At 65.7% G+C, this 14,776-nt stretch carries 14 protein-coding genes; 8 read left to right on the top strand and 6 right to left on the bottom strand.

Features of this window, described 5'->3' with window-relative positions; all coding sequences use genetic code 11:
- Nucleotides 1–76 precede the first annotated feature (76 nt).
- From QZ471_RS14235 to QZ471_RS14225, 3 genes are read right to left on the bottom strand one after another with little or no spacing between them, the layout of a single operon-like run.
- The gene (locus QZ471_RS14235) at nucleotides 77–919 is read right to left on the bottom strand and encodes a galactosyltransferase-related protein (protein ID WP_295464829.1); all 843 of its coding nucleotides are present in this window, start codon (nucleotides 917–919) and stop codon (nucleotides 77–79) included.
- Nucleotides 916–1,953: a hypothetical protein gene (locus QZ471_RS14230; protein ID WP_295464827.1), complete on the bottom strand. Its 1,038-nt coding sequence runs from the start codon at nucleotides 1,951–1,953 to the stop codon at nucleotides 916–918. Before QZ471_RS14230 ends, QZ471_RS14235 begins: the two co-directional genes overlap by 4 nt.
- On the bottom strand, nucleotides 1,946–3,022 hold the full coding sequence (locus QZ471_RS14225; RefSeq protein ID WP_295464826.1) for a glycosyltransferase: 1,077 nt from the start codon (nucleotides 3,020–3,022) through the stop codon (nucleotides 1,946–1,948). The genes QZ471_RS14230 and QZ471_RS14225 overlap by 8 nt, the downstream gene beginning before the upstream one ends.
- Nucleotides 3,023–3,210: 188 nt before the next feature.
- Here QZ471_RS14225 and QZ471_RS14220 point away from each other — a divergent pair, with 188 nt between their 5' ends.
- Nucleotides 3,211–3,942, top strand: a complete 732-nt coding sequence (locus QZ471_RS14220) for a glutathione S-transferase (protein WP_295464824.1) — start codon at nucleotides 3,211–3,213, stop codon at nucleotides 3,940–3,942.
- Between the two features lie 428 nt (nucleotides 3,943–4,370).
- Here QZ471_RS14220 and QZ471_RS14215 read toward each other — a convergent pair whose 3' ends face one another.
- Nucleotides 4,371–4,562: a CsbD family protein gene (locus QZ471_RS14215; protein ID WP_295464822.1), complete on the bottom strand. Its 192-nt coding sequence runs from the start codon at nucleotides 4,560–4,562 to the stop codon at nucleotides 4,371–4,373.
- Between the two features lie 245 nt (nucleotides 4,563–4,807).
- Here QZ471_RS14215 and gloA point away from each other — a divergent pair, with 245 nt between their 5' ends.
- The 3 genes from gloA (at nucleotide 4,808) to QZ471_RS14200 (ending at nucleotide 7,511) form a co-directional block, all read left to right on the top strand.
- On the top strand, nucleotides 4,808–5,332 hold the full coding sequence (gloA, locus tag QZ471_RS14210; RefSeq protein ID WP_295464820.1) for a lactoylglutathione lyase: 525 nt from the start codon (nucleotides 4,808–4,810) through the stop codon (nucleotides 5,330–5,332).
- 188 nt (nucleotides 5,333–5,520) lie between these two features.
- The gene (locus QZ471_RS14205; protein ID WP_295464818.1) at nucleotides 5,521–7,149 is read left to right on the top strand and encodes a methyl-accepting chemotaxis protein; all 1,629 of its coding nucleotides are present in this window, start codon (nucleotides 5,521–5,523) and stop codon (nucleotides 7,147–7,149) included.
- A 239-nt stretch (nucleotides 7,150–7,388) separates the two neighbouring features.
- Nucleotides 7,389–7,511: a hypothetical protein gene (locus QZ471_RS14200; RefSeq protein WP_295464816.1), complete on the top strand. Its 123-nt coding sequence runs from the start codon at nucleotides 7,389–7,391 to the stop codon at nucleotides 7,509–7,511.
- A gap of 44 nt (nucleotides 7,512–7,555) precedes the next feature.
- On the opposite strand, the gene QZ471_RS14195 is transcribed toward QZ471_RS14200, so the two are convergent.
- Nucleotides 7,556–9,181: a methyl-accepting chemotaxis protein gene (locus QZ471_RS14195; RefSeq protein ID WP_295464814.1), complete on the bottom strand. Its 1,626-nt coding sequence runs from the start codon at nucleotides 9,179–9,181 to the stop codon at nucleotides 7,556–7,558.
- A 673-nt stretch (nucleotides 9,182–9,854) separates the two neighbouring features.
- On the opposite strand from QZ471_RS14195, the gene QZ471_RS14190 reads away from it, so the two are divergent.
- The 3 genes from QZ471_RS14190 to QZ471_RS14180 all read left to right on the top strand — a co-directional run bounded on the left by QZ471_RS14190 (nucleotide 9,855) and on the right by QZ471_RS14180 (nucleotide 13,129).
- On the top strand, nucleotides 9,855–10,562 hold the full coding sequence (locus QZ471_RS14190; RefSeq protein ID WP_295464812.1) for a carbonic anhydrase: 708 nt from the start codon (nucleotides 9,855–9,857) through the stop codon (nucleotides 10,560–10,562).
- Nucleotides 10,563–10,788: 226 nt separating this feature from the next.
- Nucleotides 10,789–12,348: a SulP family inorganic anion transporter gene (locus tag QZ471_RS14185; protein WP_295464810.1), complete on the top strand. Its 1,560-nt coding sequence runs from the start codon at nucleotides 10,789–10,791 to the stop codon at nucleotides 12,346–12,348.
- 505 nt (nucleotides 12,349–12,853) lie between these two features.
- The gene (locus QZ471_RS14180) at nucleotides 12,854–13,129 is read left to right on the top strand and encodes an HU family DNA-binding protein (protein ID WP_059230413.1); all 276 of its coding nucleotides are present in this window, start codon (nucleotides 12,854–12,856) and stop codon (nucleotides 13,127–13,129) included.
- Between the two features lie 109 nt (nucleotides 13,130–13,238).
- Here the strand turns inward: QZ471_RS14180 and QZ471_RS14175 are convergent, their stop codons facing one another.
- Nucleotides 13,239–13,406, bottom strand: a complete 168-nt coding sequence (locus QZ471_RS14175) for a rubredoxin (protein ID WP_295464808.1) — start codon at nucleotides 13,404–13,406, stop codon at nucleotides 13,239–13,241.
- Nucleotides 13,407–13,565: 159 nt separating this feature from the next.
- On the opposite strand from QZ471_RS14175, the gene QZ471_RS14170 reads away from it, so the two are divergent.
- Nucleotides 13,566–14,705, top strand: a complete 1,140-nt coding sequence (locus QZ471_RS14170) for an MFS transporter (protein ID WP_295465007.1) — start codon at nucleotides 13,566–13,568, stop codon at nucleotides 14,703–14,705.
- Nucleotides 14,706–14,776 lie beyond the last annotated feature (71 nt).

Here is a 14,776-nt window from a genome sequence, read left to right as displayed (position 1 = left end):
CGGCTCCTGACGTACGTTCCTCGAAAGGGATGCCTACCTTCAGAGTCGCCCGGGCCCGGTTGGTTGCGCGCCGGCGTCAGAAGCCGGACCCGGAGGCGTCCCGGCAGGCGGCGATCTCGGCGGCGCTGGGCACCCTGAGTTGTTCTATCCCGCGGCTTTCGTCGAAGTGAATGTAGCCAGCGGCGGCGAACTCGCGCAGCCAACCGTCCATGGGCCAGAGTCCCCAGCGTTCCTGAAAGCGCCGGGCGTTCGCCAGGATGCTGGCGAAGTGATTGAGCGGCGGATGATAGGTGGGATGGTACTGGTGGAAGGCCCGCGCCTCGGCCTGATAGACCGCTACTCCCGCGTCACGGGCGCGAAAAGCGAAGTCGGTATCTTCGCCCCCATAACCACGATAGCCCTCGTCGAACCCGCCGATACGCTGGAAGGTGGCGCGGCGGCAGGCGAAGTTCAGTGACCAGAACAGCGGATGGGGAATCGCCTCGCCAGCTGGGCGATCCCGATGCAGCGGATGGACGACGCCGGTGGCCAGCAGCCCCTCCGGCGTCCAGTCACCCTCGGCGACACCGGCCGGCAGGTAATGGACGAAGCCTTGGTGCAAGGCCTCTGGCCGTGCCTGCAGGGCCTGGCGATAGGCGTCGAGTAGGTCCGGCGCCGGAATGCAGTCCACATCGAGAAACACCAGTTCCTCGCCCGGCGCGGCAGCCACGGCGGCATTGCGCGCGGCGGCCAGGGGCAGGATGCCGTCATCCTCGACGCCGAGCACCTGGATGGGAAAGCATGGGCTGTGCAGGACCCGCGCCGGCTCGTTCATCTGCACCACCACCAAGGCGGCAGGGGGCGTCGGGGCCAGTTCCAGGCCGCGGATGAGGTTGGCCAGTTGCCGCTCGCGGCCATGGACCAGGGTCAGCACGATCATGCCAGCACCTCGTGGGCGACCTGCTGGATGCAGGCGGCGGCGCGGCGGGCGCCCGCGCCGTCGCTCACGGCCGCCCAGCGTTCGGGGTCGAGCTGGCGCGCCTGGACGAGCAATCCGGGCCAGTCTTGGTCGGCAGGCCAACGCTCGCGGGTGATGGCAAGGCCTTGGGCGGCCAGCAAGCGGGCCGTGGACAGTTGCTCGTCGAAGGGTCGAGCGTCGGGCAAACAGATGAAGCGGCAGCGCAGATCGGCCAGTTCCGCCACCAGGCTGTCGCCGGCCGAGCCGACCACCACCTCGGCGCGGGTCAGCCAGGGGGCGGGATCGGCGACGCTGCCGAGGAACGTCAGGTTGGCCGGGGCCGGTGTGGTGTCGTCCGCTATCGGACCCAGCACCGTCCAACGCCAGTCCGGGCAGCGCTGCGCTGCGGCGGCTAGACGCGCGCGGCTGAAGGCGGTGCCGCCATGACCGGCGATGACGGTGACCGTGCCGGGCTCCCGCGCTATCGCAGGTACTTGCCCGGCATAGCGCGACAGGCTGCCGGCATAGCAGGTCTTGGCCCGCCAGGTGTCCGGCGTGCCAGGCTCTTCCAGGCATTCCGGATAGGGCGCCAGCAGGCGGCTGGCACAGGCGCAGGCCAGTTCGTGGGCCGCGTCGAAGCGGCTGCCACGCTGGCGCAGATAGATCGTCGGCACACCGCACAAACGGGCCAGCAGCGCCACTTCCACCGAGACGTCCACCACCAGCAGGCAGGGCCAGGCGCGGCGGAACCAATCCACCAGCAGCCCCATGCGCTCGCGCAACCCCGCTACTCCTAGAGGGGCATAGTGCAGGCAGGCAAAGGCTTCGCCTTCGACACCTGGCGCCACGTCGGCCGGCAAGGGACAGAGCTGGACGTTGGGCAGGTCCACTCGTTCGGGCAGCCGACTACCGAACAGGGTCAGGGGTCCATCGAAGGCGGCCGCGATGGCCAGGGCGCGGGTCACATGACCGGCACCGTGATGGTGGGCGTAATAGCCAATGCTCAACTTAGCCACGGGCCACCCGGCCGGCGGCGACATCGGCGAGCAGGCGCTCGTAACGATCGATCATCAGCCGATGGCTCCACTGAGCCTCGGCCCGCTTCCGGCATGCCTGGCGGGACAGCGACAGGGCCTCGCGCAGGGCCGCCGCCAGGGCCGGCACATCGCCTGGCGGAGCCAGGGCGCCGGTCTCGGCGGTAAGCAACTCGGGTAACGCTCCCCGGGCGAAGGCGGCCACCGGCGTGCCACAGGCCAGGGCTTCGGCGACGATCAGGCCGAAGGGTTCGTCCCAGCAGGGGGTGACCAGGCAGGCGCGTGCCTGGGCAACTTCGGCGGCCAGGGCGGTGCGGTCCAGATGACCGAGATAGACCGCCTGCTCGCCGAGTCGCGGTTCGATCTCCTGGCGGAAATAGCGCTCGTCGGTGGCCTGGCCCGCGAGGCGCAGCGGCACGCCGGCCTCGCGGGCGGCATCCAGCGCCAGGTGCGGCCCCTTGTCCGGCACCAGGCGACCGAACCAGAGGGCATGCTCGCCGATCGGCGTATCGCGTGGGCGCCAGGCGTCGAGGTCGATGCCGTTGGGAATCACGTGGCAGGCCGGCGCCAACTGCGCCCAGTTGTCCGCATTGGCCTGGGACACGGTGCAGTAATGGCCGCCGCCGCGTTTATGCAGTTCGCCGATGGCGTTGATCAGCTCGAAGAATGGCGGGGTGTGCAGCACGGTGAGCATGGGCGTGCGGATCAGCCCGGACATGGTCACCGGCACGTAGTGCAGGGAGTTGTTGAAGATGACGTCGAAGCCGTAGCCATCGATGCGTTGCAGGCAGTCGAGATAGCCGTGGTGTTCGTCGAGGTACTCGGAGCTGAGCACGTTGCGCTTGCGCCGGCAGCCATCCGCGCCGTAGTTGCCGTCGTCGAGGATGGGCACCACTTCCAGCTCCGGCGCCGAGGCCGAACTGGCGAACAGGGTCACCGCATGGCCGCGCTCGCGCAGTTGCAGGGTGATGTCGTAGGTGAAGGCTTCGAGGCCGCCGGCGAAGGGCTGGCGGACCGGATGTTTCACGTGGGTGAGAATGCCTATGCGCATGGAACCGTCCGCCCGTTGTTGCCCCGTCATCCCACCGTCCTCATTACTAGCCGCTGGTTGATAGGAGTCGCAGAGATGGGAATTGGTTGTGCGCTTCGTCGTGAAAGGCGCACGACGGGCAAACCTTCGAACCGCGCCGAGGGTCACGACTCCTGGACCGGTAAATCTGGCAGATGATGGAGGTTCCCATGCGATACGAACTGCACTATTGGCCCAGCATCCAGGGCCGCGGCGAATTCGTCCGACTGGCGCTCGAGGAGGCCGGCGCCGACTACCTCGATGTCGGCAATGCACCTGAGGGTGACGGCCTCGGCGTACCGGCCATGAAGGACTACCTGCAGGGCAAGAGGACCCGGCGCCCGCCCTTCGCCCCGCCCTTCTTGAAAGCCGGCGACGAGGTCATCTCCCATGTCGCCAACATCCTCCAGTACCTGGGTCCGCGGCTGGACCTGGTGCCGGCCGATGAGGAATCGCAGTTCTGGGTCCACGGCCTGCAACTGACCATTACCGATCTCACCGCCGAGGCCCACGACGTCCATCATCCGGTGGCCATTTCCCTCACCTATGAAGAGCAGCAGGAGGAAGCACGGCGGCGCGCCAAGGCCTTCGCCGGCGAGCGCATCCGCACCTACCTGAGCTACTTCGAGCGAGTGCTGGGCTACAACCCGGCCGGCGACACCTGGCTGGTGGGTGACCGCCGCTCCTACGTCGATCTGTCGTTGTTCCAGGTGGTGGCCGGCCTGACCTACGCCTTCCCCAACGCCATGCGGCGCCTGGCGCCGGAGATTCCCCGGGTGCTGGGGGTGGCCGAGCGGGTGGCGACCCTGCCCAACATCGCGGCCTATCTCGCCTCGCCACGGCGCCTGCCGTTCAGCGAGCACGGTATCTTCCGGCACTATCCGGAGCTGGACCCGGCCTGATGGATAACAGCCCCGGGGCAATGCCGATCAGTCACGCCTTTGCCTAGCGGGCGGAAGAGCATGGAGGGTCATGGGCAACGGTGGAGCTTGTATCCAGCGTTCGAGAGCTGCTATCGCGGCCATGGGCCGCTCCTACAGTGGCATCCGTACCTGTAGGAGCGGCCCATGGCCGCGATAGGACAGTTGCTCTACAGGCCGACCTATTCCCAGTTTGGGCGGGCCGCCATGGCCGCGAGGTGGCTTTAGTGGAGGCCTAATGGATGGTCCATAAGAGCCCGGCCCTGACCAATTCCGATCAGACAATTAAAAAACGCCGCGCTCCTGAGAGGGAAGCGCGGCGTTTTCACGGTCACCAAGCTAGCTGGGAGCTTGGCTTGGGCTGCAATCGGCGATCAACCGAATGACCTCAACCCGGTTCGGAAGCGGACTTAGGCGCGATCAATGGTGTTCTTGATCGCATCCTTGCCCTTACCGACATTCTTCTGCAGTTTGCCTTCGGCTTCCTGGGCGCGGCCCTCGCCTTTCATGCGCGAATTGTCGGTGGCTTCGCCAATACCCTGCTTGACCTTGCCGGCCACTTCTTTGGCGGTACCCTTGATCTTGTCGGTAGTGCTGCTCATAGCAAGTCTCCTTCGATTCGCACAGGCAGTGTGCTCATGAAATCCGACTACGGCTCTAGCGCCGGGGTTTCGACCATTCGTCGTTCAGCGTAGCGGCCAAAAGTATCCAATCGTGTTTGGGCAAGGCTCATAGGTCCCTTTAGACTTGCTGCCCTTTTCGTGAGCGACCACCCAGGCGTCGCCCCTCGCGGGAACGTTGCGTCAGGTCGCCTCTCCAACTTCCACACCCTCACAGGAGAATCCTGATGTCGCTGAGCCAATTCGATAACCTGCCGGGCGTGACCGCCCAGCCGGACGCCGCCACCCGGGAATTCGTCTTCAACCACACCATGCTGAGAGTCAAGAACCTGGAGACCTCGCTGGACTTCTATACCCGCGTGCTGGGTTTCACCGTGGTCGATCACAAGGACTTCCCGGACGCCAAGTTCAGCCTGACCTTCCTCGCCCTGGTCGATCGCAACCAGGTGCCGGCGGATCCGGAAGCCCGCCAGCGCTGGCGCAAGTCCACCCCGGGCATCCTCGAGCTGACCCACAACCACGGTACCGAGAACGACGCCGAGTTCAGCTACCACAACGGCAACAGCGAGCCGCGCGGCTTCGGCCATACCTGCGTGGCGGTCCCGGACATCCGCGCCGCCTGCGAGCGTTTCGAACAGCTGGGCGTGGCCTTCCAGAAGCGCCTGACCGACGGCAGCATGAAGGAAATCGCCTTCATCAAGGACCCCGACGGCTACTGGGTCGAGGTCATTCAGTTCACCCCGCTGTCCTGATCCCTCCGGGCCCGGCGCTCGTCGGGCCCTTCGCTGTGAATAGATGTCTGGCAACTTCTCAGCCCCTTCCTGCTACCGGCTGGCTTCTGGCCATCGACGCTGGCTAAAGTCCTACCGTATTCCTGACGAAAAAGTTTTACGAAAGGCGCCCCGTGCGTTTCAGCTTTTTTTCCCTCAGGAAGATCGCCATGCAAAGAACAACAAGAATCCGTACCGGGATGTACAGCGTGCTCAGCCTGTTCGTCGTCTGCCTGCTGCTCTCCTGCCTCTACGGTTGGTTCAGCGCCCGCACCAGCGCTCAGCAGATCCGCGACCTTGATAGCCTGACCATGGAGCAACTCGACAGCGTCAACAATGCCGCCACCTGGATCAGCCGCGCGAGTGCCAACTCCCATACGGCCATGCTGGATCGCGTGAACGGCGATACAGCCAAGGCCGAAAAAGGCGTGAAACTGGCGCTGGAACGCCTGGACATCGCCCGCAAGCTGATCACCGACATGCAGGCCAAGGTCAGCGAGCCCAAGCTGCGTGACCAGATCGAGGCCATGCTCAAGGCCTTCGATGCCTACAAGGGCATCGTCGAGGGACAGATCGCCGCCTGCCGCGCCGGGGACCTGCCGGGCTACATCCGCATCAGCGACGGCGCCAAGGGCGCCAGCACGGCCTTCGCCGATACCCGCCAGGCCTTCACCGACGAGATCACCGGGCGCATCGAGGCCACCCTCGCGGCCTCCGACAGTCGCGTCTCCCAGGCGCAGATCGGCAGCCTGCTGCTGGTCGGCCTGACCCTGCTGCTGGCGGTACTGTCCGGCTGGTTCATCGCCCGCCGGGTACTGGCGCCGCTGCGCGAGGCCGGCGAGCACTTCGCCGCCATGAGCACCGGCGACCTGACCCGGCGCATCGAGGTACGCAGCCATGACGAGATCGGCCAGCTGTTCGCCGGCCTGCTCACCCTGCAGACCAGCCAGCGCGATACTCTGGCTCAGCTCAACCGCACCGCCGAACAACTCGATACCGCGGCCCAGGAACTGGGCCAGGTAACCGCCCAGAGCAATCGCACTCTTAACCAGCAGCAACAGGAGCTGGAGCAGGCGGTGACCGCGGTGACGGAAATGACCACCGCCGTGGAAGAGGTGGCGCGCAATGCAGCCTCCACCTCCGATACCGCGCGCGAATCCGATCGCCTGGCCGCTGGCAGTCGCAGCCAGGTCTCCCAGGTACTCAGCGAACTGCACACCATGCAGACCACGGTCAACGAAAGCGAAGCCGTCATCGCCAGCTTGGCGCAACAGGCCAATCAGATCGGCAAGGTACTCGACGTGATTCGTGCGGTGTCCGAGCAGACCAACCTTCTGGCGCTCAACGCGGCCATCGAGGCCGCTCGCGCTGGCGATGCCGGTCGAGGTTTCGCCGTGGTGGCCGACGAGGTGCGCAGCCTCGCCCATCGCACCCGTGAGTCGACGCTGGAAATCGAGCAGATGATCGGCAGCATCCAGACCGGCACCGGATCGGCGGTAGCCGCCATCCAGCGCAGCAATGCCCTGGCCCACACCACCCTGAGCACCACCGAGCGGACCGGCGAGAGCCTGGAGCACATCTTCGTCGCCATCAGCGACATCAACGAGCGCAACCTGGTCATCGCCAGCGCCGCCGAGGAGCAAGCCCAGGTGGCGCGCGAGGTGGACCGCAACCTGATCAACATTCGCGAACTGGCCGGCGTCTCCAAGAACGGTGCCGACCAGATCGAGACCTCCAGTCGCCAACTCGCCGAGCTGACCCACGAAATCCACGGCCTGGCGGCGCGCTTCCGCGTCTGATCGACCCGGCGCCGCTGCCGTTCTTCAACGGCTCGGCGCTTGGGTCCTCGACCTCGCCGAGAGGTCACGATCCGACCGCTCGCGCGCCTCGCTCAGCCCTCCGGCCCAGCGCTTTATCTCACTGGGCTTTACGCATCTTTGCGCTTTCTTGACATGACGCTGTGCCTCGGCTGATGGACAATTCGTCCTACGGAGCCCTGTGGCTCCCGACTCCCTTTCCGAGCCTTGAGAGAAACGTCATGCCGACCATTTCGCGTCCCGGCGCCGGCAAGGCGCTGTCCCTGTTGCTTTCCGCGGTACTCACGCCGCTCGGCCTGCTCGTGGCGCTGACCGTGGTGTTGCAACTGCTGTACTCGCATTGAGACCCTGACCCGGCGGCGGCGCTCCAGGCGCCGCAGCCGCGGTTTCACAGGCGGAAGCGCGCCACCATGCCATTGAGGTCGATAGCCAGGCGCGACAGCTCGGCGCTGGCGGCACTGGACTGCTCGGCGCCCGCAGCGGTCTGGATCGACAATTCGCGGATGTTCACCAGGTTGCGATCCACTTCGCGGGCGACCTGTGCCTGCTCCTCCGCCGCACTGGCGATTACCAGATTGCGCTCGTTGATGGCCCCGATGGCCCCATGGATACGTTCCAGGGCATTGCCCGCGCCGCGAGCCACGTCCAGGGTGCTCTGCGCCCGCTCGGTACTGCTGCGCATGGCGGCCACGGCCTGATCGGTCCCCTGCTGGATGGTGCCGATGGAGGTCTCGATCTCGCGGGTCGATTCCTGGGTGCGATGGGCCAGTGCCCGCACCTCGTCGGCCACCACGGCGAAGCCTCGACCGGCCTCGCCGGCGCGGGCCGCCTCGATGGCCGCGTTGAGCGCCAGCAGATTGGTCTGCTCGGCCACGCTGCGGATCACGTCCAGCACCTTGCCGATGTCGTTGACCTGCAGCGCCAGATCGCCGACCAGGGTGGCGCCGTGCTGGACGTCGCCGCTCATGGTGTCGATGGCGCCCACGGTTTCCTGCACCAGGTCGCGGCCTTCCCGGGCCACGCCCGCGGATTCCTGCGACGCCTGGGAGGTGCTCACGGCATTGCGCGCCACCTCATCCACCGCCGAGGACATCTGGTTCACCGCGGTGGCGGCCTGTTCGATCTCGGCGTTCTGCCGCTGCAGACCGCGGGTGGACTCCTCGGTCACCGCATTGAGTTCTTCCGCCGCCGAGGCGAGCTGGGTGGCGGAGCCGAGGATGCCCTGCAGCGTCTGGCGCAACTGGCCCTGCATGGTCTTCATGGCCTGTAGCAGCCGTGCGGCTTCATCGCGGCCTTCGCTGTGGATCTCTGCAGTGAGGTCACCGGTGGCGATCACCTCAGCCACCTGCACGGCCCGGGCGATGGGCTGAGTGATGCTGCGGATCAACAACCAGGCGAACACCAGGGTCAGCAGCGCCGTGGCGACCAGCAGCGCCACCAGCCACTGCATGGCATGGCTATAGTCGGCCGCCGCCAGGGCGTTGGCCGCCGCGGTCTGCTGATTGACCAGGTCAGTCAGTTGCTTGAGCACGGCATTCACCGCGTCGGAGTTGGCGAGCAGGTCTTCGTTGAGCAGCTGACGCAGCGGCTCCAACTGGCTGGCGGCGGAATAGGCCAGCATGCGCTGTTGCAGGCTGGCGTATTGGCCGATCAATTGTTGGTAGCGGGCGTAGGCATCACGCTCCTCGCCCGCCTGGACCAGGCCCTCGTAGCGCTGCTGGGCAGCGCGCATCTGACCATTGCGCTGTTCGAACAGCGCGGTGGTCTTGGCGATGGTCTCCGGCTCGCGGTTAAGCAGCAGACGGTAGGAAAGCACCCGCAGCCGCAGCGTCAGGGCGGTCAGTTCGTCGAGGGCAGCGACGCGCGGCATGGAGCGCTGCTCGATGGCGAGACCCGAGGCACGGATGTCGTTCATCTTGACCAGGGCAGTGCCGCCGAGCAGCAACAGCAGGAGACCGATGAAGGCGAAGCCGAGCGATGCACGGCGAGCGATGGAAAGGTTGCGAAGGGACATGAACTGTCTCCAGTGAGCCGTAAAGCACCCCTATCGACCGGCGGACGTAGATCCTGAGGCCCGATTATTCAGGGGATGGGTTCACGCCGGTGGTCTGTCCATGCAGCAAAAGCGCGGAACCCTTGTCCTATAGGGGATAGAGCCTTTTTGAAAGCCTGCTGAAAGCTTCGGGCTGCGGCGCTGTGCCACAGGTCACAGGCCGCGTCGAAAGCTCGGGAAGAAAGGTGAATGTGCGCCAACGGCATTGTGTTCACACTTTCGCACATCCCCCGCAAGCTACTGATCGGCAAGGAGAAAGCCCTCGCCTATCGCAATTCACATTTTCTTCACGGCGAAAGGCGCGACTTGGCGGCGAATTGTTGGCTTCGTGCCGATAAAAGTGCGAATGTCGCGGATCGTGCAGGGATAATGGCGGGATGATCTCAGTATAAGTTTGAAATATCTTCTGCGTTGTAGGTCACGAGAGATTCTTTCAGCGTGGATTAAGGTTGTTTCCACCAGGATGCGAAATCGAGGTGCCTGAAGGTGCTTCAAGTAGGCAAGGGATCGCCACGGAAAGACGTCACCAGAGCCCGAGATGGCCGGGGCGTATCGAGGCGAGGCCGGGGGGCGTCTAGCCATTACACCAGCGCTTGCCGCTGCCATTGCGTACTTGAGATGAGGTCAGAAACAGATGAGCGACAACACTGATACCCACGGCGCGCCCGACGAGGCCCTGCTGCAACTGGTCGATGGTTTCAAGCGTTTCCGCCACGATGTCTTTCCGGAACAGGAAGCGCTGTTCAAGAAGCTCGCCAATGCGCAGTCGCCCAAGGCCATGTTCATTACCTGTGCCGATTCGCGGATCGTGCCCGAGCTGATCACCCAGAGCTCGCCGGGCGATCTCTTCGTCACCCGTAACGTCGGTAACGTGGTGCCGCCCTATGGCCAGATGAACGGCGGCGTTTCCACCGCCATCGAATACGCGGTCGTGGCGCTCGGCGTGAAGCACATCATCATCTGCGGCCACTCCGACTGCGGCGCCATGAAGGCCGTACTGAATCCCGATCCGCTGGAAAAGATGCCCACGGTAAAGGCCTGGCTGCGCCACGCCGAAGTCGCTCGTACCGTGGTCGAGGACCACAGCCATTGCGATTGCGGCCACGGCGGCACCCTGGGCTTCTTGACCGAGGAGAACGTGGTCGCCCAGCTGGTGCACCTGCGGACCCATCCCTCGGTGGCCTCGCGCCTGGCCAGCGGCCAGCTGCAGATCCATGGCTGGGTCTATTCCATCGAAACCAGCGAAATCAAGGCGTACGACGCCCAGCAGGAACGCTTCCTGCCCCTGGACGGCGAGAACATGCCGGTCGCCACTCCGCGTCCGCGCCTGCAACCGGTCTGATCCGGCGCTGCTGTCCGGTGAAGCCTCGTCGCTTCCCGGCAGCCGCCCGTCCGGCAGGTCCCGCGGGCCTGCCGACATAACCACAGCGCACTGCGCAGGGCATGCCCGACCGAGGCTCCACGGGACTCGCCCACCGATCTGAACTCTGCCTGGAACGCACCGTGTCATACGACGTGATATGACGCGCGAGCACCCTTTTATCCCGAGTCGCTGGAGGACTAGGACCATGCTTGCCAATCAACCAACCCCCGGGCGCAGCCTGTCGCGCGATGCCCTGGCCTCCCTGGTGGTATTCCTGGTCGCCCTGCCGCTGTGCATGGGCATCGCCATCGCCTCCGGCATGCCGCCGGCCAAGGGCATCATCACCGGTATCATCGGCGGCCTGGTGGTGGGCTTTCTCGCCGGCTCGCCGCTCCAAGTCAGTGGCCCGGCCGCGGGCCTGGTGGTGCTGGTGTTCGACCTGATCAATCGCCATGGCATCGAAGCCCTGGGGCCGGTGTTGCTGCTGGCTGGTCTGCTACAACTGGTCGCCGGCTTCACCCGCCTGGGCGCCTGGTTCCGCGTCACCTCGCCCGCGGTGGTCTACGGCATGCTGGCCGGTATCGGTATCCTCATCGTGCTCTCGCAACTGCACGTGATGCTGGACGCCAAGCCGGCGGCGTCGGGGCTGTCCAACCTGCTGGCCTTCCCCGGCGCTGCGGTCGAGGCCGCCAGCCAGTGGAACGGCAGTGGCAGTGGTGCCCAGGCGGCCCTGATCGGTCTGCTGACCATCGCCAGCATGTGGCTATGGGAGAAATTTCGCCCGCAGACCCTGAGATTCCTCCCTGGCGCCCTGATCGGCGTGACCCTGGCGACCCTGGCCAGTCTTTGGCTGGCCCTGGACATCCGCCGCGTCGAGGTACCCAACAATCTGGCCGACGCCATCGACTGGGTGACCTTCGCCGATCTAGGAATGTTGGCCAACGCCGAGCTGGTGGTGGCCGCCTTGGCGCTGGCCTTCATCGCCAGTGCCGAGACCCTGCTCTCCGCCGCTGCGGTGGATCGCATGCACAACGGCCCGCGCTCGCACTTCGACCGCGAACTGGGCGCCCAGGGCGTCGGCAACCTACTGTGCGGCGCGGTGGGCGCCCTGCCCATGACCGGGGTCATCGTGCGCAGCTCGGCCAATGTCCAGGCCGGCGCCACCAGCCGGGCCTCCACCATCTTCCACGGCCTCTGGCTGCTGGCTTTCGTCGCCGCCCTGCCCTTCGTCCTCAAGCTGGTCCCCGTGGCGAGCCTGGCCGGGGTACTGGTGTTCACCGGGGTCAAGCTGGCCGATCCCAAGTCGCTGACCGGACTCAAGCGTTATGGCCGCGCGCCCATGGCCATCTATGCGCTGACCGCGCTGATGATCGTCGCCACCGACCTGCTGACCGGGGTGCTGGTGGGCTTTGGCCTGTCCATCGCCTTCCTGGCAATCAAGGCGGCGCAGCTCAAGGTCAGCCTCACCTACCGCGAGGACGATCCGCAGCAGGCCGAGCTGCGTCTGGTGGGCGCCGCTACCTTCCTGCGCGTCCCCCAACTGACCAAGGTGCTTGAGCAGGTCAAGCCGGGCACCACCCTGCACGTGCCGCTGGATCGGGTTTCCTATATCGATCATGCCTGTATGGAATTGCTGGAGGACTGGGGCCGCACCCAGGCCAGCAATGGCATGCGCTTGGTGATCGAGGCCAAGGCCCTGGAGCGCCGCCTGGAAGGCCAGGCACCCGCCAGTCAGCCGGTGATGGCCACCCAGGCGCCGGCCTGACCGCCACGCTGGAGCGTCCCCAGGACGCTCCAGCGCCTTCCTCCGGACGGCATGCCTCGGCCGCCAGGTGCGCCTGGCGCTTCGCCATCGCTCCCATCGCGCCGTTCATTCATGCCACGCCTCGGCCCCTCGCCCCGGCGGTCGTCCCGCCCAGCACGAGTCCACCATCCTGGAATTCCCCTGGCGGCCACGCACAGCAGCCATCTAGAGCCACCGCAGTCAAACGCCGAACCACCCTGATCCGCCGAACGGTGGACATTTCGTCCACTAATAGTGCCTGGAATGCCGCACAGTTGGCGAAGAAATGATCAGTCATCCTACCAACGGCTAATAGTCTGCTAATTAACTTTCGCTTGTGCGTGCTTTGCCTTATAACGCTATCTGGTTCGACTTTTGTCGCACCAACGTTATTGGTGTCGGGCCACCCTCTACCTTGGGGGAATCGCTTTGCCAGGAGAGCCATGCGAGGCCCGCACGGCTAAAAATGACTCCACGAGAGGTAGTTATGCGCAAGCCAGAACTGGCAACTGTGATCGCTGAAAAAGTCGGACTTCCAAAGGAACAAGCCAACACCGTGCTCAATACGCTGTTGGACGAGATCGCGAACGCGCTGCACCGCAAGGACAGCGTGACGCTGGTCGGCTTCGGTACCTTCCTGCCGCGTCACCGTGGCGCCCGCATGGGGAAGAATCCCCAGACCGGCGAGCCGGTCAAGATCCGGGCGAGCAATACGGTGGCGTTCAAGCCCGGCAAGGCACTGAAGGACAGCATCGAAGGCTGAGAATCGCGTGGCAGGGATGGCCGCTACAGCCAAAAGGCATCGCTCTCGCGATGCCTTTTTTGTTGCTCTTTATTACTAGTTATTACCAACAGGACCCGGCGATGCGGGATCAGCCGATTTCGATCATCTCGAAGTCAGCCTTGCCCACGCCACAATCCGGGCAGAGCCAGTCTTCCGGTACGTCTTCCCAGCGGGTGCCGGGGGCGATGCCGTCATCGGGCCAGCCCTGGGCCTCATCGTAGATATAGCCGCATACGATGCATTGCCATTTGCGCATTTTCTGTCTGTCTCTCATCCAGCTTCCGGTAGGGCGCACGCTACGCGAAAGCCCGGCAAAGGCCAACCGCGCCGGAACCCGCACGAGCAGCCAAGGCTCCATAGCCGGCGACCCGCTGTCTTCAGATAAGCTGAGCCCATGAGTACTTCATCCGCGCCTATGCCCTGGGCCATCTATTTCGCCGTGCTGGGCAGCGTCATCAGCGTAGGGCTGGCCATCGGCCTGTCGATGCCCCTGGTGTCGCTGCGCCTGGAAAGCTGGGGCTACGGCAGCTTCGCCATCGGCGTCATGGCCGCGGCCCCGGCCATCGGCATCCTCACCGGCGCCAGCCTGGCCGGCCGCCTCGCCACCTGGGTCGGCACGCCACGGCTGATGCAGCTGTGCCTGGTGAGCGGCGCCGGCTCGCTGATCCTGCTGTCGCTGCTGCCCAGCTATGCCCTGTGGCTGCTCCTGCGCCTGGCCCTGGGCGCCATCCTCACCCTGGTCTTCGTGCTCGGCGAGAGCTGGATGAACCAGGTCATCACCGATCACTGGCGCGGCCGGCTGGTGGCCCTCTACGGCAGCGCCTACGCCCTGAGCCAGCTGGCCGGTCCGCTGCTGCTCGGCGTGCTGGGTACCGAAGGCGATCAGGGCTTCTGGCTCGGCGCCCTGCTCATGCTCGGCGGTGCCGCCCTGCTGCTCGGTCGCCAGGGCGCGCCGGCCGCGGGCGGCCATACCGCGGCCTGGCGAGCGCTGCTGGATTTCTGCCGCGGCGCCCCGGCCATCGCCTGGGCCGTGGCACTGTTCGCCTGCTTCGAGGCGATGATCCTCACCCTGCTGCCGGTCTATGCCCTCAACCAGGGCTTCGGTCAGCAACTGGCGCTATACATGGTCAGCGCCGTGGTGGTGGGCGATGCCCTGCTGCAGCTTCCCCTGGGCCTGCTCGCCGACCGTCTTTCACGCCAGGGGCTGTTCCTCGGCTGCGCCCTGGGACTGCTGGCGGTCAGCCTGGCGCTACCGGCGCTGCTGCACACCTTCGGCGTCTGGCCCCTGCTGGTGCTGTTCGGTGCCACTGCGGGCGGGTTATTCACCCTGGCGCTGATCCTGGTGGGCGAGCGCTACCGCGACGCCGAACTGGTCCGCGCCAATGCCTGCATCGCCCAGCTCTGGGGCCTCGGCTGCCTGGTCGGCCCGCTGCTCACCGGCGCCGCCAGCCAGTGGCTCACCGGCCATGCCCTGCCGCTGCTGATGGCGATAGGAGCGGCGGTGCTGCTGGTGATCATCGGGCGCCGGGGGAGCGTGCCGGCCGCGGTGGGTTGACGTAATTTTCAATGTGCTGACGCTGCCTAGACGACCCCATCTGTTAACCTGTTCACAGTCAGGACAGGCGT

This window comes from uncultured Pseudomonas sp., from assembly GCF_913774235.1.
Lineage (GTDB): Bacteria > Pseudomonadota > Gammaproteobacteria > Pseudomonadales > Pseudomonadaceae > Chryseomonas.
Note: the sequence above shows the minus strand (reverse complement) of the source record. Positions and strands in the feature narration are given on the sequence as shown.